The 18,285-nt window shown below is 34.6% G+C and carries 16 protein-coding genes and 2 pseudogenes; 5 read left to right on the plus strand and 13 right to left on the minus strand.

Annotation, left to right across the window (positions count from 1 at the left end; all coding sequences use genetic code 11):
- Nucleotides 1–284 precede the first annotated feature (284 nt).
- Nucleotides 285–611: a hypothetical protein gene (locus MHH88_RS11635; protein ID WP_339258180.1), complete on the plus strand. Its 327-nt coding sequence runs from the start codon at nucleotides 285–287 to the stop codon at nucleotides 609–611.
- Nucleotides 612–957: 346 nt separating this feature from the next.
- Nucleotides 958–1,605 carry a FusB/FusC family EF-G-binding protein gene (locus MHH88_RS11640; protein WP_103976490.1) on the plus strand — a complete coding sequence of 216 codons (648 nt, stop codon included), beginning with the start codon at nucleotides 958–960 and terminating at the stop codon, nucleotides 1,603–1,605.
- Between the two features lie 110 nt (nucleotides 1,606–1,715).
- Here the strand turns inward: MHH88_RS11640 and MHH88_RS11645 are convergent, their stop codons facing one another.
- Nucleotides 1,716–2,996 (minus strand): oligosaccharide repeat unit polymerase, encoded by a 1,281-nt coding sequence (locus MHH88_RS11645; protein WP_339258183.1) that lies wholly within the window; start codon nucleotides 2,994–2,996, stop codon nucleotides 1,716–1,718.
- 209 nt (nucleotides 2,997–3,205) lie between these two features.
- Nucleotides 3,206–5,521, minus strand: a complete 2,316-nt coding sequence (locus MHH88_RS11650; protein WP_339258185.1) for an InlB B-repeat-containing protein — start codon at nucleotides 5,519–5,521, stop codon at nucleotides 3,206–3,208.
- 402 nt (nucleotides 5,522–5,923) lie between these two features.
- Between MHH88_RS11650 and MHH88_RS11655 the strand changes: the two genes are divergently transcribed.
- Nucleotides 5,924–6,853 carry an SMEK domain-containing protein gene (locus tag MHH88_RS11655; protein ID WP_339258187.1) on the plus strand — a complete coding sequence of 310 codons (930 nt, stop codon included), beginning with the start codon at nucleotides 5,924–5,926 and terminating at the stop codon, nucleotides 6,851–6,853.
- A gap of 197 nt (nucleotides 6,854–7,050) precedes the next feature.
- Here the strand turns inward: MHH88_RS11655 and MHH88_RS11660 are convergent, their stop codons facing one another.
- From MHH88_RS11660 to MHH88_RS11695, 8 genes and pseudogenes are all read right to left on the minus strand, one after another.
- On the minus strand, nucleotides 7,051–7,659 hold the full coding sequence (locus MHH88_RS11660; RefSeq protein ID WP_339258189.1) for a YpjP family protein: 609 nt from the start codon (nucleotides 7,657–7,659) through the stop codon (nucleotides 7,051–7,053).
- A 595-nt stretch (nucleotides 7,660–8,254) separates the two neighbouring features.
- Nucleotides 8,255–8,692, minus strand: a complete 438-nt coding sequence (locus MHH88_RS11665) for a GNAT family N-acetyltransferase (protein ID WP_339258191.1) — start codon at nucleotides 8,690–8,692, stop codon at nucleotides 8,255–8,257.
- 545 nt (nucleotides 8,693–9,237) lie between these two features.
- Nucleotides 9,238–10,089 carry a helix-turn-helix domain-containing protein gene (locus MHH88_RS11670; protein ID WP_339258193.1) on the minus strand — a complete coding sequence of 284 codons (852 nt, stop codon included), beginning with the start codon at nucleotides 10,087–10,089 and terminating at the stop codon, nucleotides 9,238–9,240.
- Nucleotides 10,090–10,227: 138 nt separating this feature from the next.
- Complete coding sequence (locus MHH88_RS11675; RefSeq protein ID WP_339258195.1) at nucleotides 10,228–11,112, minus strand: nucleotidyl transferase AbiEii/AbiGii toxin family protein; 885 nt, start codon at nucleotides 11,110–11,112, stop codon at nucleotides 10,228–10,230.
- A gap of 299 nt (nucleotides 11,113–11,411) precedes the next feature.
- Nucleotides 11,412–11,889, minus strand: a pseudogene (gene tnpA, locus MHH88_RS11680) (IS200/IS605 family transposase).
- A gap of 553 nt (nucleotides 11,890–12,442) precedes the next feature.
- Nucleotides 12,443–12,753: pseudogene (locus MHH88_RS11685) on the minus strand (hypothetical protein).
- A gap of 68 nt (nucleotides 12,754–12,821) precedes the next feature.
- The gene (locus MHH88_RS11690) at nucleotides 12,822–13,613 is read right to left on the minus strand and encodes a class I SAM-dependent methyltransferase (RefSeq protein ID WP_339258197.1); all 792 of its coding nucleotides are present in this window, start codon (nucleotides 13,611–13,613) and stop codon (nucleotides 12,822–12,824) included.
- Nucleotides 13,601–14,032, minus strand: coding sequence for a BrxA/BrxB family bacilliredoxin (locus MHH88_RS11695; RefSeq protein ID WP_339258199.1), 432 nt, complete (start codon nucleotides 14,030–14,032; stop codon nucleotides 13,601–13,603). The genes MHH88_RS11690 and MHH88_RS11695 overlap by 13 nt, the downstream gene beginning before the upstream one ends.
- A gap of 329 nt (nucleotides 14,033–14,361) precedes the next feature.
- On the opposite strand from MHH88_RS11695, the gene MHH88_RS11700 reads away from it, so the two are divergent.
- On the plus strand, nucleotides 14,362–14,874 hold the full coding sequence (locus MHH88_RS11700) for a hypothetical protein (protein WP_339258201.1): 513 nt from the start codon (nucleotides 14,362–14,364) through the stop codon (nucleotides 14,872–14,874).
- A 198-nt stretch (nucleotides 14,875–15,072) separates the two neighbouring features.
- Complete coding sequence (locus MHH88_RS11705; protein WP_339258203.1) at nucleotides 15,073–16,134, plus strand: Ig-like domain-containing protein; 1,062 nt, start codon at nucleotides 15,073–15,075, stop codon at nucleotides 16,132–16,134.
- 49 nt (nucleotides 16,135–16,183) lie between these two features.
- On the opposite strand, the gene MHH88_RS11710 is transcribed toward MHH88_RS11705, so the two are convergent.
- From MHH88_RS11710 to MHH88_RS11720, 3 genes are all read right to left on the minus strand, one after another.
- A complete protein-coding gene (locus MHH88_RS11710) occupies nucleotides 16,184–16,849 on the minus strand; it encodes a M15 family metallopeptidase (RefSeq protein WP_339258205.1) in 666 nt (221 codons plus the stop codon).
- On the minus strand, nucleotides 16,849–17,262 hold the full coding sequence (locus tag MHH88_RS11715; RefSeq protein WP_339258207.1) for a phage holin family protein: 414 nt from the start codon (nucleotides 17,260–17,262) through the stop codon (nucleotides 16,849–16,851). Before MHH88_RS11715 ends, MHH88_RS11710 begins: the two co-directional genes overlap by 1 nt.
- 264 nt (nucleotides 17,263–17,526) lie before the next feature.
- Nucleotides 17,527–18,243 (minus strand): hypothetical protein, encoded by a 717-nt coding sequence (locus tag MHH88_RS11720; protein WP_339258209.1) that lies wholly within the window; start codon nucleotides 18,241–18,243, stop codon nucleotides 17,527–17,529.
- Nucleotides 18,244–18,285: the final 42 nt, after the last annotated feature.

The following is an 18,285-nucleotide window of genomic DNA, read 5'->3' on the forward strand; positions in this document are numbered from 1 at the left end:
TTTACTACTGATCTTTTCATTACTGCGCTCACAATACGAACCCTCGCCATATTCGTGTTTGGATGGACTGTTTCTAATCTGCATCAAACCTATTTTATGGTATACACTCTTGCATTTCCTACCATCCTACTACTGAATTTCGCTATTTATTTCAAATCAACATCTATTTTTACTAGCTTTTTGCTACTTACATTCGGAGGACCTTGTAAGCAGGAGCTATGTGCAGTATTATTACACTACTAAACTTGAAGAGAGTACGAAACAGAGGGTTACAATTGCTATATTTGATCTATTTTATTGTTGGCGGGACCATTATGGTTTTAGCCTTACTTTTAAGTCAGTCTAAGTATTTATTTTTATCGGGCATTATTACGGCCTTGCCAATTCTCACGCTTATTAACATGGGTATGCAAATGAAGCATATGAAAGCTGACACCTTTCATAATGTTTTACAAAATACAGTCTTTGGTGCAGTAGGCATGCTACTTTTCACTGTGCTCGCTTTCCTATTAACAAACTGGTTTAAGCCTGGCATTGCAGTACTTAGCGCTTTACTTGTCTATGCAATATTTATGTTATGTGGAAAATTTATTATGTCGTTGTTAACATAAGTTTTGATTGATATACTGGGCTGCCTAAAAGCAGCTCTTTTTATATGCCCCCTATTTTTATGCCTTTGTGCTGTAAAAACTTGAATGAGCAAGTAATTTTGATTTTTATGTATCCTTAGTGAAGCATGTTATTTCTCTTTCCCCACTCCTCTTTCTTTCGTTCCCTTTTAATGTTAAAATATTTATAGTTTGCTTTCCAAGGAGGAATCGAAATGGTCGCATTCTTTTGTAATGCCTGCTCTAGACCCATCAATTATCAGGTCGAAGAGGTCTAGGTAAACCCCACAAATGGATGATCTCTTTAGGCCTAAAATAAAAAAAGCCTAATTTACAGGAGTGAATTCACATGGAAGAACAAGCAATTCAGCCGTTTTTAACGGTTGCCAACTATCATTTACTTGAACAACAAATGAATAAAATTTTACAAACACTTGCTACTACACAAGATAAAAACGTCATTCTGACTGTGCGTGGTCTTGCACAAACAGAAATTACTGAAAAAGTTGTTATGACACCTGCACAAGCACAACTCATTGCGCCTATTTTATCTGTAACAGAACGTGGAACAGGTGAGGCATATTTAAATGATTTAAAATCGTATGTTATCCCATTTAAACCAATTACAGCAAGCACCATCAAAAGCCTGTTTAAAAAAGAAAAAAAGCTAAAATTGCCGAATCTTGAACAAATTGATTTTCAACAAATTTGCTACTTAGCTTGGGATGATTATGGTACCAATCGAAAATATGTCATTATAGAGCAAGACGATAAATTAAAGGCAATTAAAGGCACTTTCTCCAATCATACAATACGGGGTATATGCGCAATCTGTAATCGTCACGCTGATACTGGACTGTTTACTACATCCATTAAAGGAAACATCGTCGGCACTTATACAAATCACAGCAATTACATTTGTGCAGACAGCGATTCGTGTAATCAACATGTGACAGATATGGATAAGACTATTACATTTTTTGAGCGCATTACTTGATGATTAACAAGCCTTCTCCGCTTTGGAGAAGGTCATTTTTGTTTTAAGCGAACCACGCACAAAAAAAACTATCCTGAAAAAGTTAACTTTAGCGGATAGTTTTATTTATTTTAATTATTCAACTTTTGCCTATTAGATGGCAAAATAGATGATGCTATAATAACAAACCCAAGCATCAGAACAAAGATTAAATCCAGTAAACCGGTGTGCATGGATACTGTAAACACAGTAATCGTGAATGCATAAGCAACCGTATGGAAACTACGTATGCCATTTTGTTTTACTTTATTATAAATTAGAGAAATTAATACGCCATACAATAGGAAGCCAATTGCTACTAATAAATAGCCTCCGTCTAAAAACAATTGACCAATAAAAGTTGGCGTTGTTGTTCGCTGTTCACGAGTCACGTTTATACCGCGTTCCGACGTAATCGAGTTGACAACCTCGGTAACTTTCATACGGGGTGAAATTTGCTCACCAGGTAAAATTGTACTAAAAATGCCTTGATGCATTTCACCTTTTAAGTAACCTTCTTCTTTTGTGTATTCGATAATGGTACTTAACACGATATGACTTGTCACTGCTTCAGCATTTAATGCACGCACCCATTTCGGTGTTAAGTTTACTTTTTGTTCAGCCGTTAATAGTTTTTTTTCTTCCTCCGCAGTTAATTCTACATCGGGTTGCTTACGATCATTGAATGCCTTTGTCGTATCCTCTGTCATCACACGAATAAAGCCAAACAACGAAAATCCGATACCAATTACGAATATTGCCGATAAAAACCACGTTAACTTCACTCTTTTTACAACATAGTGGAAAACAATAATCCCAGTAAATAACATAATAATAAGCGGTGTACGGTAGCCCATTAATAGAAATAGAAACATAATAACTGCAAAAATTGAACCGTATCCGATTGCTTTTTTCCAGGTCATCTTCTTTTCCAAAATCATTTTATAAGATAACAGCAATAAAACCCCAAACCATAATAATTGGCTAAAGAAGTTTAACTTTGGATCTAAGTTTCGGCGATTGGCTTCGTCCGTTATCCCTAGATTCCCACTAAAAATCATCATTAAATAGGAACCTAATCCAAGCAACGTTAAAACAACTATAAAATGAATGATATATTTCCCTAAGAATGACAGTCCGAATGTGGGAATTGTCCATTGCAGTTTATCGATTAAAAATACACCTATGTAATAACAAATAACGGCTAAAATTACAGCCGGCCAAATAGATACATGAATACCGAATTGTTCAAATTTATGCCAATCAAATAAGCTAATAAAAAAATATAGCAGTAAAATAAATGGCAAAAAGAAATACGGTGAAAACATATCGATTTTATTTAATTTCCCAAAAACCTTTTTCAATTCGCTCATACATATCACACCAAATAGATGTTATTTCCCCCTTTTTCTTTTTTTGTAAAACAAAACAAGTATAACATATTTATTGTAAATTATATATAAAGCTTCCATATAAGAACTAAAACCTATCATTACAAGTAAAGCGAAAACTCGTATTTTGATAAAACTTTAATCAAAATACGAGTTTCATTTATTTCATTAGTCGATGAGTTTAATAGATTCTAACGAAGATTCAATGCTCTGTATAGAATGGCTACAAACTGTGCTCGCGTAACGGGTTCATCTGGCTTAAATTTACCGTTATCGCCAAGTACAATTTCAAGTTCTGCTAATGCAGCGATATACGCATAGCTCCAATGCGTTGGAGGAACATCTTGGAATGTGCTAGAGCCTCCTAATTCTATCTTTAGCGCAAGCGTCACAACTTTTGCCAACTGTGCACGCGTCATTAAAGCATTAGGATTAAATTTCCCCTGTGAACCATCGACTATTCCTGCTTGTTGTAATGTCGTAACGGCTTCATAGTATGGATGGCTTGCATTTACATCCGAAAATGTAAGCGCATTGCGTGTCGGCTCGAACTCAAAAGCACGGTAAAATAACAATGCCACATGCTGTCGTTGAATAAATTCGTTCGGACGAAACGAACCGTCTGGATACCCTGTTATAATCCCTTGACTAGCTATTTCTTCTATCATTTCTTTTGCCCAATGATTGGCAATATCATGAAAAGACACTTTTGGTAAGTCAGGTTCAGGTGTCGTTTGTTCCGGACTTAGTTCTGGGGTAAGCTCTGGCGCTATGTTTGCAATCCATTTCGCATACAACTTGGTCTCTTTCGTCACACGATCTTTTGTCAAATCCCACTCATTGATTAAAGCAGCTTCTTTATACCAGCCGCCAAACGTATAACCTTCCTTTTTAGGAATCGGTAACGTTGCTATCTTTGTGTCATGCGCTACAGACAAGTGACCTAATACGCTCCCGCCATTTGTTTCAAAATATACTGTGACATTTTGCGGTGATGAATCACTACTACCATTATTACTACTAACTGGAGAACTATTAACAAACCACTTTGCAAAAAGTGTTGTCTTACCCGTGATTGTATCTTTCTTAAAATCCCATCGATTTGTTAGTGTAGCTTCTTTATACCATCCACCAAATGAATAACCTTGTTTCGTCGGGATAGTTGGTTCATTTATCTTCATGTTAATATCAACCATCTGTGAGGGGATTCCACTGCCTCCATTCGTATTAAACGTCACTTCATATTGTACGACTTTCCATTTGGCAAATAATGTTGTTGCACTCGTTACTACATCATTTGTCAAATCCCATTGGTTGATGAGCGCTGCCTCTTTATACCAACCAGCAAATATATAACCTTGTTTCGTTGGAACAGATGGCACTAACACTATAGCATTGTCATCAACTAATTGTGATGGCATTGCACTTCCTCCACCTGTATTAAACGTCACTTCATGTTGAACGACTTTCCACTTCGCATACAAAGTAATTGGACTGCTTACTACATCATTTATAAAATCCCACTTGTTTGTTAGTGCAGCCTCTTTATACCAACCTTCAAATGTATGCCCTTGTTTTGTTGGAGCAGGTGGTTCCACCACTAATGTTTGATCATTCACGAATTGTGGTGGAATTATACTCCCTCCATCCGTGTTAAACGTTACATGTTGCTGCGGCAACCACATAGCATAAAGTGTTAAATCTCCTGTCATTGTTTTTACTTCATCTACATGATAATCAGTGCCGCTACCATCCCGCTCTGTATTCCATCCCGTAAAAACGTAACCATCTTTCTTTAATGATTCCTGTTTTTTCACAGTAAATGATTGTGTTGTCTTGTCTATATAATCTGCTGCAACACTGCCACTTGTATGGCCATTTCCATCGTAGGTAATTGTAAATCCTAAATACTCAAATGGATTTCCATTTTGATCCGCATACTCCTTTGCCTTTGATGGAATTGTTCCCAAAATCTTCGTTTGTTTAGGTATAGCATTTGGTAATACAATTGTATTCCTACTTAAAATCGTTATTGTCTTTAAATCATTATTAACAAATGCACCCTGGCCGATTCTTTTTACAGTATCAGGTATTGTTATACTGGATAGCTTATTATTCGCAAAAGCAAAATCTCCAATCCATTCTAGCTGATTTGGGAATACTACTGAAGTTAGTAAATTATTATCAAATGCATTGTAGCCTATTAATTTTACATTATTTGATAGCACTAAGGAGGTCAGTTGTTTATGATTAAATGTTTCATACCATATATTTGTGACAGGCTTACCACCTAACGTATCTGGGATGACCAAATCTTTTCGACTGGGATTATTATCTCCGTAAATTGTTACCCCACCTGGATAATACATTTCTGGTACTATACCCGTTGTATTATCATTATAGATAAACCCATCTTCCGTAAAATTTGCAAAAACCTTATTCTCATTGAAAAGTAATGCAAATAAAAATAACGTGACAGGTACTACGATTAAAAACTTCTTAAGCATCTTTATTTAATTCTCCTTTACATCGTTCAGTAAATAGCCTATACAACGCTTTCATAAATTTTTTAATTTATATAAAATCACCCCTTTATTTTCAATATTAGAGTTTTAGATTACAGTTGCACATTGAGGAATGTTAATAGTTCAACCATTAACATTAAAAATTTATTCAGATGCGTAATGATGCAGGAATTAAAACAAAAAAATAACACTCGTATGGTAAACGGGTGTTATTTTTGCTAAGATGATATGTTTTTCACTACTAAAAAATTAGTTAACACATTGGAAAGTAATTTTGGTATTTGTTTTTGGATAGATATAGCCCCCAATAGAAATTGATAATAAAACCCATCCTTTGTATGCTATCCTAATATGAACGTAAAATATTGGAGATGAGGTATTATATTGATAAGAAAAGAAGAGTTATTAAAAAATATTAATAAGCATTTAGGAACGCTGAAGAATTATACAGATTTAAACAATAAAATTGGCTATACAGATATAAATAAATCATCTGAGGATTTCTATGCTGGACTTTTAAGTATAATCTACGAAATTGATCTCATCAACATGAATGAAATAAAAGTTAATCATCCAGCCATTGACTTAGGTGATGTAGAATCAAAAATATGTTATCAAGTTACTTCTACTAGTGAGCGAGCAAAAATACAAGATACATTAGACATGTTTGAAAAACATAAACTACACGAAAAGTACAATGAATTGTTTATATTAATTATTACAGTGAAAGAAACCTATAAAAAAGATTTTAAAAGTCACTCAATTAATTTTGATAAAAATATTAATATTATAGATATTCGAGATTTAGTTAAAGAAATAAGCACTATAAAGAATATAAAAAAAATTGAAAGAATATCAGATTATCTAGAAGATGAGTTGTCTCTTAATAACAGTAATACTAAAGAAAAAGAACTTGAAAAAAATATTTCAACCCTTTTAGAAGCGGAAATCCGAGATAATATTTCTAAAATTATGAGTCAAAGTATTACTACAGGTAACATTAAATTTAATTTCAAAGATGTACTAAATAGTATAGATGAATGTGAATTTAGAAATTTTAAATTAGATAATGATGGGAACTATTTATTATTTTACTCTCTTAGCACGTCCCAATATGACAAATTCGAACATCAATTAATAAAACTAAATACTACTTCTGCTAAAACTACAATTGAATTGTATATGCAATTTAAACAGTGGAATAAATACAAGGACAATATGTTCCACATGCGAGTTGACGAATATGGCAAATTCAGAGAAGTGTTATTACAAAAATTAAACACCTGTACTGTTATTACAAAAGGAATATTATAGGGGCGCATATATTTACTTAAGAATCTAACGAAAGAAAAGCGATGATTTTGGGGTACTTTTTGGGTACATGTATTTTCTTTCTTCCCCTACCTAAATTACATTAATAATTTTATTTTTTATAATTTTCTACAAAGATTGATATATCAACGTTTTCGCAAAAAAAAACACTCGTATCAAATACGAGTGTTTCGGACATGCTATGACAACCACTTCGGTGGTGTGTTTTTTTCCCAGTAAATATCGCCAAGATTGTTGTGAGCCATAAAGTCATCCTCGGCACTGTGATAGTGGAAGTTGTAGTAGTAGCCTTCTTGTGGGCGCTTTTCAGTACGCACATGGAAGCGAATTAAATCATTGCCTGTTTCGTTATTAATAATATTGAAAATTTTTTCACCATAGTTGCCACTTGGTTTTTCAGTAATTGTGAGATTTGCCAATGATCCCTCTTCAACGTTGGCCACTGTCATCGCTATTGCCTCTTCTATTTTAGGGAAGATAATAGAATCAAATTCATTGCTAATTTTAGGGCCGATTTTTGTTCCAAACTTCATATACGATTGCTCTTTCGCTGCGTCAACTAGAAGTGCTTCGTAGTCAATCGCATTTTGCTGTATTTCAGTTGCTTCAGCCGCTTTTACTTCGGATTCAGCGGCTAGCGCAGTGCTTGTCCCAGATGAAGGACCGATAGAGGCGCGATTCGAAGGGTTTTGATCGAATGCATCCCAAATTTCATGTGTTGGCGTAATTAATCCAAATGTTAAAAACGCAACCATAATTACGATACTTTTTTGAACCCACTTTTTCATTAATTAACACCTTCTCTTTTATGTACAAATTGGTAATTCTACTTATAATATAATACGTTCCAACCAATAAAAGGTTTCATATTTCTACATTTCATTGTACAATAATTTATGTATAAATGTGTCGTTTTTTAAAAGGAGGTACAAAGTATGTCAATCGCAATGGGTATTGGTCTTTTATTAATGTTAGGTTACTTAACTTCTTTATGCTTCACTGACTAATTTAGTGACTTATGCATACTGAACACTATTTGTATGTATAATGCCGTATTATTTAAGTTTTTGCTATTATTTTCGAATTTCTTTTTTTGCAACATGATGTAAATTAAGCTTCTATTTGGTGCTGTTAAGGGGCTAGGTAGGGCTAATCAAATACGGCAAAATCATATACAGAAATGTATGAATAAGAAAGATTGAAGCTCTTTGGCTTCAATCTTTTTTGTTATTCCCTTAACATGTAAAACTCCTATTGAGTACACGATTGCTATAAGCTAATAATTTTAATTGGACTTATATACATATCCATTCTAACAAAAACAATAGATTATTAAATCCAACCAACCAGGTACTTAGTTGAATTGTGTATGAATAAGTACTGTTACAATGGTAAGTTCATACTTACGGTTCTGTACCTAAACCCTATTTTTTCATATAGTTTTATCGCATGGTTCCCTACGTAAGCGCTAAGTCTGACTTCTGAATATCCTTCCTGTCTCAATTGCTCAATAGCAACATTCATTAATACTTTCGAAATACCCTTGCCTCTATAGGTCTCTTTTACATATAGCTCATAAATAAAGCCATTTAATTGGTCCGTAAATTGGTCTTTGCTTTCCCCAATTAAAATCCACCCCATTAACTTATGATTCTCTGTTGCTATTAAATAATAGCATCCTTTATTTAGGAGAGGTTCAATAAGGTTCATTACTTTTTCATTGGTTGCCCTTACTCCGCCCAATGTACCATCGGATAAAGCTTGTGGCGAAAGCGCAATGATTTCATCTAGTTCAAAATTGTTCGGCTTTCTAATTTCCATACATACTACCTCCCTTCTCAATTTTCATATCCGATTTACCAATCTATTCTTATCATACCATTTAACCTATCTTTATATAAACAAGCCTTTGTAATACGGTTTTTATTAGATAGCACAAGTGTCTACCTTTAACAGTTTTTAATAAAAAACACCTACCGAAGTAAGTGTAAAATATTTTATTCAATTGTTTTAGCTTTTCGCTAGTGATTAGCGGTAGTGCGCCTCCCAATCTTGCAAAATGTTCTTTATGGACATCCATAAGGAATTTTATTTCGTTGCTACCGCGTTTAATAATAATTGTTTGTTATGATCAGACATTACACGCCATTCTTTAACCTTTACTTTCATTGTGTCTTCACATCCTTTCAACAATTGCTTTCACCCCACTGTATGCAAATGAATGACGCATTAAAACCATTTCTAAAATGGACTATCATTTATATTTTAGTTTCTGTTAGAGATTTTACTCAATAAAAATAGACCACCCTTCGTGGAGTGGTCTTCTTCAACTTACTTCAATACGCACAGTATATTCGTTTTAAAAACTATTTTGGTAGCACAGGAACCCAAAGCTCATTACTAGGAATGCGATCAGGTGCTAAATAATTTTCAATGCAAGGCAGGTCTGCTAATTCGTATCCGGACGATGGGAGCCATTCTGTATATAAACGGTTCCAGGCATCCGTGATGTTTGGGAAAACAGCCCATGTTGTATTGTTAGGTATGATGATTTTCTCCATATCATTGGGGAATTTTTGCGAATAGCGGCAGCCCATAAAATAATCAAATTCATCATCTGTAATTGCCGCTTGTTTGCCGCAAACACCTAAAATCCCTTCCATTTTGCATTGTGGGTTTTCCCATGACAGATTTATTAACCTTTGTAACAATCCACTTTTATTCGCCTCTTCCCACAATTTAGGGATTTCATTAAAAGCATCAGCTGTCCTTACTTTTTGTTTCACACCTACAATTTCAACTTCAAAATCTAATCCTTCGATTCGATAGTCCATCTCTACATCTCCTTTGATTGAAATATGAAAGGAGAGTCTTGGAATGACTTTTAATTCAATCCCTTTCTTGCGGGCGACTGTTGGAGTAACCCCATGGAGGTTCTTAAAAGCGCGACTGAAAGCATCAGGTGAATCATATCCATACTTGATTGCAAGGTCAATAATTCGAACAAATGTGTTGTTTTGAAGTTCAAATGCTGCTTGCGATAATCGTCTTCGCCTAATATACTCCGCTAAAGATAATCCTGTAATAGCTGAGAACATTCTAGGAAAATGGTATTCAGAACAACATGCTAATTTTGCTACCTCTTTGGCGTCTATTTTACCGGATAGATTTTGTTCAATGTAATCCATTACTCTATTTATTCTTACAATCCAATCCATTATTATCACTCCTGTCGCTATCTATCATAATTAAAAACAACCTACTATATCCGACATTTTAAGTCCAAGAAATGACGGATAACATAGATAAAAAATCCGCGAACATTATTTGAGCTCGCGGATACTTCAATTTCTTTCTTATTGCCAATTACAAAATGTATAATCCCAATTTTCAAAGAATTCATCTTCTACTTCAATTTTTTTATATATTGGCCATAACAATTGGTGAACAATTTTTTGAACTTTAGCAAAGGATACTTGTTGTGTTAATAATTGTTGCCATGCTTTGTTCTTGCTGTCGTCCAAATCAAAACGTTTTGAGAACACAGGCGGATTTTTTTCAATTGTCGTTTTATGTCGGTCGAATGTATCGAGTATAGCCTCTTGTAATACACGACCTTCAAAATTTTGTGTACTCGCTAGTAAATAAATAGCATAATAATCTTTCAGCGTTTCTGCTAATGTTGGGTATTGATATATGGTATTAAATTTATGTGCAATGATGAGCTCTGTCGGATACGCTAATAGCTCAGTTGACGAACTATTTAACAATGATGCGGTTGCAATCTTTCGAGGAGTCATGGAGACACTATCGAATAAAGTTATTGTTATTTCTATGTATGTTGTTATGTGTCCTATTTGTGCAGGAATCCTAAGATGAACTTCTTCTTCGCCGCTAGAGGAGACTTCTATTTCATCAATGGCAAACACAATCCCATCTTCCGTTACTTTCACTGAACATATTTCTTGGAAAGCATGTTTGATGATACTTTCTTTATCTGCCATGTTTTTGGCGCACAATGTCATTCCAGAAGAAGACTTCTCAATATCATTTGTGATTGTCCCTAATAAAAATTCGCCATATAGCCAATATTGATCTTCATAAGAAGAAGCTGCTAATCGAACTAACAACCTTTCTTGGGAATAGAATGCTACAAGTGCCTCCAAACTTTCTTGTTGCTGCTGAGCTACTTCTGCTAGTTGGTCCAATACACTTTTTGGTACTTCGTTTACTTGTTTCATATGCCACACCCTCGTTTCAATCTTTTTTCAGAATCTTTCAATCAAATAGCATAAATTTGATTTTTTAAAAAACTCCGCACTTTATTATTACTTATTTTCCCACAATAGTAAACGGTAATATAATCCATGATAATTTGTCGATATATGTCGTTATTTAGGAGAAAAAAGATAAATCAGAACCACCAGTCTAACTGGTGGTTTGCTCTACGCGTGAAACGCTGGGGTACTGGCCCATGTCTAAAGACACACTGAAAGGTCCACCACCCGCACTCCGTTTTCACGCTACCACTAAAGTGGGTTTATTTTTTTCTCTTCTTATTTTTTATTTCTTCTCCTGTGAATGGGTCAATGAATTCTTTCATGCTCATTTGATCCTCTAGAATATCTTCTTGTAATTGATTTTTTATATATTCCTGAATAATTTTTCTATTTCTTCCCACGGTGTCTACATAATATCCTCGGCACCAAAACTTCCTGTTCCCCTATTTGTATTTCAGATTCGCATGTCGATCAAATATCATTAAACTACTTTTCCCTTTCAAATAACCCACAAATGATGAAACACTTAATTTTGGTGAATACTTACCAACATATGAATATGATCAGGACATGCTGTTGCTTCTATAATTTCTACTCCTTTTCTTTCACATAACTGGCGAAGAATTCACCTACATCTACTTTAATTTGTCCATAGATAGTCTGTCTTCTATATTTTGGCGCAAAGACGATGTGATACTTACAATTCCATGTCGTGTGTGCTAAACTTTTATTATCCATTTGGATCCCCTTTCGTACGGAGTCGGTTGACCAGACCTGATTTCATTGTACGGCTGGGGTTTTTTTCTTGTCCATAGCTAGAAGCTCTTTAGAACCCCTCGCATAGCAAGGGGTTTTCAAAAAAATACAAAAAAACACCTAACTTTTTATAAAAAAGCAGGTGCTAAATCACAAATACTTATTATTTTTATTCCTAATTATCAAGAAATTGGACAAGGGGTAGCTTCGCCTTAGCGAAACTACCCCTTTAGTATTTAATAGGTAACATTTCTGTAAATTGTAAAGTCTCAACCCAATCATCTGGGGAATATTATTTCGAAACGTTTTCGTTTCTTCACCGCGGTAAAATTCCACTGTGTGCTCTCTAACTTAAGCAACGCAAACCCAGCCTTCTTTTGCGTCCTTGCAGCCCCAAAGCATGCGCCAGTGTGAATAAGTATCCTAAAAAACAAAAAGCAGAATGCCAGATTACTGAAAGATGCTACCTAAAATAGCACGTATATAATTATAGCATAAAAAATTTATAAAGTAAAATCATGTTTTTCACTATAAACTATTGCTTGGCAAAATAAATAGAATAATGAACTGCACATCTTTTATTAAATAACGCATTACACTGTGGACAGCACAATGTCTCCCTATAGGCTTGAATCGTCAATTCATGTTTCCAATATCCACAAAGTATTGCGTTCGTATGAAATTAATCATGATAGCAACGTTTAATAGCATTTTGTACGTGCTCTTCATAGCATTTATATCAAGGATAATAACGCTCACAACAGGCAAATTTGCGATAATTTCCTTTTCAGTATGGTAATGTATACTCCTTGTTTCATTATCAATAACGGCACCGAAAATATTCATTTAAACACGACCCTATTTAATAGTAATAAAAAAAGGAACAAACATGATTTTATGTCTGTTCCCGTTGTCTATTGTTTCACAATAACACCATAATGAAATTTTGAAGTCAAACGCGTTAATCTCGAGAAATGATATTTTTCAAACCACGTTGATTGATAATGCGCTTTTAACACAACACGCCTTTTTGCCACTCGTCTCGCTTCTTTGACCCATTCATCCGTTAAAGTCATATGTGCTCCTGCTGTACGAAGTGCCTGAAAATTATTCGATTCCTCAATAATTTCTTCAAACATTGGATCTATATAGACTACATCAAATGAATTATCTAGCTGTGATTTTAAATAAGCAACCGCTTCTGCTTGCACCACTTCTATTTGTCGCATACAGGCCGTTAATGGAAGCTCCGAGGTATCATATGCTTTCATACCATGCGCTACAATAAATGCCACATTTGGATTAGCTTCCAGTCCTACCACTCGACCATATTGACCAACAGTATAGGCGGCTAACATCGCATCCGCACCTAAACCGAGCGTACAATCTAATACCGAATCGCCCTTTTCGAGCTGTGCCGCATCTAAAAACGGCTCCATTTCTCCCCTCGCTACTCGCTTTAAGCGAAATGCTGCGGAATTCGGATGAAAGAAAAAGGGCTCTTCTGCGCCAAATGCATAATATTCATAGCGATTTTTCCCTGCTACAATGATATTCGCCTGAAAGTCCTCTGCAAGTTTACGGATTGAGCGTTTATGACGAGGGATAAAGGGAGCATCTAACTTGCTACACACAAAATCAGCGAGCACCATCGACAAATCGTCTGGTCTGCCCGCTGTAGTGACAATTGTTTTTACTTCTCGCATGTCTGCTCTAAAACGCCTGTTAAATGCGCAGTAATTTGCTCCACTGGGAAGCCTTCAATTTGTTCACGCGGAATAAAGTAAGCCAATTCCCCATCTTTTAAAATGGCCATTGATGGTGAACTTGGTGGTACATCCTCAAAAAAACCACGCATCGCAGCAGTTGCTTCAGGATCTTGCCCTGCAAATACCGTTACAAGATAATCTGGTTTAACCGCAGCAACTGCTTCACGAGCCGCTGGACGTGCCAACCCTGCAGCACATCCACATACTGAATTAATCACAACCAAAGAAGTCCCCTTTGCCTCCGCCATAAATTCATTAACAGCATCCGCCGTTGTCAGCTCCCTAAAACCAGCCTCCACCAACTCTTCACGCATCGGCTTCACTACCTGTTTCATATATTCGTCGTAAGCATTCATGCTTTTACCCTCTTTCATATGTAATCACAAAGCCCATTATAGCAAGGTTTTTCACACTTGTATAATGTTTCGATTTCACCGATATTCACCTGCATTCAGATTTTTGGTTGCTTTTTTGTTGCTTTGGTTGCTTTCTTAGGTGTAAAAAATGACACACCCTAGTAATATACATACTTCAAAATTTATATTTATTCAAATTAGAACATAAAAGAAAGTTTAGTGGAACGGAATTAATAAATAACTAATATTGGTTATTTTTCTTTTTTTATATACTTTTACCATCTAATTTCTTAAAATAGATAAGATATTATAAAGGAGGAAGTTTGAAAATGAAAAAATTATTTTATGTTGGAGCCTTATCGGCATTTTTACTTGCTGCATGTGGTGATGAAAACGAAGCTGCACCTAAAGAAGAAGCTCCAGCTAGTGAACAAGCTGCACCTGCAAAAGAATCTGTAACAGCAGAGACGGCAAAATGGCAGGATGAAATAACAAAATTGGCTACAAATTCTGATAGTCCGGCTGATAAGTTTTATGCACTTGAAAAATTTTTAATGGAGTATAATCCTACGGAAGCAGAAGTGAAGGAATTTTCAACGTACATAGTTGATGATTATAAATCAGGTAATTATTTAAGTGAAATCGAAAACCATGAGCGAATGTTGACTAACATTTTAAAATCTTATTTTGTTGAGAAAAATAGCGAAGGTGCTCTAAAGGATTTCGCTTTTGATTATTTCCAAAACATGAAATATACATATCGTGGTGTTGATGCAGTAGATAGTGAAGCTGTAAAATCAAATGAAGATCAAATGAACAAAGCTCTCGAAAAAATGAATTAAAAATTAAGCCACTCAAATGGAGTGAACCCCAAAAGTTAGTTTTTCGGTAATTTTGGGGGTGCTGTACAAATCGAGTGGCTTTTTTTGTTATCAAAATTAATCGATTTTTATTATAGCAAAAAAGCCCATAAGTAGTTAATGTTATCTTTGGAGGTTTATTCAGGAAATGATCATATACAACTTTAAGGAGGATACATCATGGTAAATATATTTAAAAAAGGTTTTATTTATTCGGCATTAATGCTGTTATTACTTGTTAGCTTTAGTGTTGAAAGTGCATCAGCAGCAGAAGGGGTTGATTACGAAGAAGGAGTAACTAATTTAAATAATACTCCTGAAAATAGTGCAATAATTGGAAGTCAACTCAAAAAACCTGAAAAAGGTTGGAATAGATACGACGGAAATAGTCCTAAAGTAATTGTAGGAGATACTTCTAAGTACACTCCGCATAATCATCCAATATTTTACAAGGGTTCTACTGCATTCTTTACTAGAGATAACACAGCAACGTTTAGATTTAATGGAACTAAAATTAGGTTACTTTCTGCAATTTGGGTGGCAAGAAGCAAGAGTATTGAAGTTAGTATTGACGGACAGATTGTCGATACATTCTCTCAAAATATCGACTCACTAAATATAAATGATGGTCAAAGAGTATCTTACGAAAAAAATAATTTATCTCCAGGAACACATATTGTTATATTGAAAAACCTCGATACAGCTAGTTTTTTTGAATTAGATGCAATTGATGTTGATGGAACATTATTATCACCAGTTGAAATTCCAGATGTTGAATTCATTTCATTAGACAAAAATTCAATAGAAATACTGGAAGGTAGTAAGGATAAATTAACTGCTACTGTCTTACCAGAAAACTCTATCAATAAAAATGTGATATGGTCTTCGAGTGATGAATCAATTGCCACTGTAGATCAGGATGGTAACGTGACAGCTATTCGTGAAGGCCAAGCAATCATAACTGCAAAAATCGAAAACACTGATATTTCAGCTACTAGCACTGTGATTGTTAAAAAACCTATTAGTGAATCTTCTAGTGCTATCCTTAGTATCACACTAGTAAATGGTATTACAAAAGAATATGATGTTACTAATACCGTTTTAAATAATTACTTGAATTGGTTTGAAAGTGCTCAAGGTACTTCAACTTTCAAATTCACAAAAACTATCTCACCTTATAAAAAAGTAACTGAATATATTGTACACGACAAGATTGCTTCATTTGAAGTAAGAGAGTATTAATCAAGAGACCGCCCTCCACAATGATTAAGTGGTAGAGCGGTCTTTCTTTTTATTTATTTCGTCTTTGTTGAATCGTAATATACAAACCAATCAAACGATCCGTCGTCATGACTCCATTCTGTAAGTCCTTCAAGTGTGAAGCCTGTATAATTCCATCCTTAACCGCTTGTGCAATATAGTTTTCTGTTTCAGTTTTCAAAGCTGGTGAACCTGGATTCCATGTTGTATTTGCCACCTTGATTTCCTCCTTCTTGTCTTTCACAATTAATTGGACTTTCATTTTGCTGTTACTTGGCACGATTATTTGTCCTTCTAATTTGTACCCTCTAGGCATCTTCCAATTGCGTTTCACTTCAAAATGTGGACGGTCGATTCTGCGTGCCCAATCACCACCCCACGTAATACCTAACTTACGAGCGATTGCCCCGACTTTTGTTAATGTATCTACATCATATAAGGGTTTCGGTGGAGCCACGGCAATGTCCCACGCTAAACGTGAAGTATGATTACTCTTTAGCGTCCACGTCACAACTTTCCCTGGTCTTGTTCTGCCTTGTGCATATAGGTAATTTTGCCGTGCTTGACTTCTATATGTTTCCGTAACGAAGATATTATAAATGCCTGCTTTATAGCACTGTTGAAAGAGCAACCTGCAAGCGGTTTGCGCCACTGGTAGTAATTCACCTAAATCTCGGCATGTTGTTGTGACACTCATTATTTATCATCCTTTTTATCATCATTGTCGATTTGTAGCTGCTTAAAAGCATTTGTTAAGAACTTCGGCACTTTCATCCCTAGCTTACCAAGATTCTCAATCATACTGATTCCTTCCATACCAATTAGAAAAAGAATCATAGCATTGCGCATAAAGTTACCACTCTCGGTTGCTAAGTCCAGTTGCACTGCAGCAATAACCATCAAGATCATAGCTACCTTTTTAAATAGCCCTATCAAAGCTTTTCTGCTATCAACGTTTTTCACAACAAAAGCAACCATAGTCCCTAAAATATAATCAATCGCCATAAAGATAGTGAGTGCTTTGATTAAATGGTCAATCCCACCAACAAAATAGGCGACCCCTGCCATGGAGCCGCCTACGAGTGATGTATATAATGTGTCTGTTTTCATTGGACACCTTCCTTTTTTGCAAAATAAAAGCCTCACACAGATAATTGTGTAAGGCTAATTAAACTTTTGTTAAATTTTTTTGAAATAATGCAATTTAATCGCTATATTAGTTTATATCCTGGCTCATTTCATGTGCTCGCTTATTTATAAAACTTAAATAACATGAGCATTGCTATTTTTCTATTGCAGATATACATACGAAACTATATAGTTAGGAATCTCTTTTTAAATCTAGTGGCATAAAGAAGTAGCATGTTTTAATCATCAACTTCTTACTTCTTCGTATTGATCCATTAATAATTTATTATTTCTAATAGTTTCAACATATAGTAAGAATGCTATGACAATAATAAAAAGTATAGAGAAAATAATTCTCCAAATGCCTTCACTTACCATTGCACCTATACCTATGACTATCATAGCTGAAGCCGTTATAATAAATATTTTTTTTATGTTATCATATATTTTTTTGTGAAGAGGTAATTCTACTTTCTTCAATAATTTCCTCTCCAGTTCTATATCCATTAAAAATTCATATTCAAAAAACTTATAAGTATTTTTTTTACATGCCAAAACCTTTTTTTTATTTATTCTTTTCTCAATGTCCCACTCAATTCCATTATCATCTTTAAAAGAAAATTTAAATTTTACACTTAAACTCCCTATAATAAAGAACAATATAGAAAATGAAGGTATAGATATTAATAAAACTAAGTAAATTAATAATCCAATGGTAGTTTTATCAAGATCGAAACCAAGAAAAAACATGGAAGATAAATATATAAATAGTATTAAAATATCTATTAGTAGAACTTGTGTTAAAAAAATTCCTAGACGTTTTGATGGACTATATAATATTTTTTCTACAGCCTTTATATTGAACGAGTCTATTGCCTTCTTTATGATAGGGATTGAAAAAATAATAATAGTTGGAACGCTTGTAATAACTCCTTTATTAGATAATATTTCGCTAATATCCACTTAATAGTCAACTCCTTTAATCTACTTAATTCGACAAAAGGA

Source organism: Lysinibacillus sp. FSL K6-3209 (genome assembly GCF_037976175.1).
Taxonomy (GTDB): Bacteria; Bacillota; Bacilli; order Bacillales_A; family Planococcaceae; genus Lysinibacillus; species Lysinibacillus sphaericus_D.

Excerpts from the sequence above, each read along its gene's own strand:
- MHH88_RS11695 (WP_339258199.1), bottom strand. The coding sequence starts at position 14,032 with ATGAATGCTTACGACGAATATATGAAACAGGTAGTGAAGCCGATGCGT.
- MHH88_RS11705 (WP_339258203.1), top strand. The coding sequence starts at position 15,073 with ATGGTAAATATATTTAAAAAAGGTTTTATTTATTCGGCATTAATGCTG.
- MHH88_RS11715 (WP_339258207.1), bottom strand. The coding sequence starts at position 17,262 with ATGAAAACAGACACATTATATACATCACTCGTAGGCGGCTCCATGGCA.
- MHH88_RS11665 (WP_339258191.1), bottom strand. The coding sequence starts at position 8,692 with ATGGAAATTAGAAAGCCGAACAATTTTGAACTAGATGAAATCATTGCG.
- MHH88_RS11660 (WP_339258189.1), bottom strand. The coding sequence starts at position 7,659 with ATGAAAAAGTGGGTTCAAAAAAGTATCGTAATTATGGTTGCGTTTTTA.
- MHH88_RS11650 (WP_339258185.1), bottom strand. The coding sequence starts at position 5,521 with ATGCTTAAGAAGTTTTTAATCGTAGTACCTGTCACGTTATTTTTATTT.
- MHH88_RS11670 (WP_339258193.1), bottom strand. The coding sequence starts at position 10,089 with ATGGATTGGATTGTAAGAATAAATAGAGTAATGGATTACATTGAACAA.
- MHH88_RS11675 (WP_339258195.1), bottom strand. The coding sequence starts at position 11,112 with ATGAAACAAGTAAACGAAGTACCAAAAAGTGTATTGGACCAACTAGCA.
- MHH88_RS11690 (WP_339258197.1), bottom strand. The coding sequence starts at position 13,613 with ATGCGAGAAGTAAAAACAATTGTCACTACAGCGGGCAGACCAGACGAT.
- MHH88_RS11640 (WP_103976490.1), top strand. The coding sequence starts at position 958 with ATGGAAGAACAAGCAATTCAGCCGTTTTTAACGGTTGCCAACTATCAT.
- MHH88_RS11700 (WP_339258201.1), top strand. The coding sequence starts at position 14,362 with ATGAAAAAATTATTTTATGTTGGAGCCTTATCGGCATTTTTACTTGCT.
- MHH88_RS11645 (WP_339258183.1), bottom strand. The coding sequence starts at position 2,996 with ATGAGCGAATTGAAAAAGGTTTTTGGGAAATTAAATAAAATCGATATG.
- MHH88_RS11710 (WP_339258205.1), bottom strand. The coding sequence starts at position 16,849 with ATGAGTGTCACAACAACATGCCGAGATTTAGGTGAATTACTACCAGTG.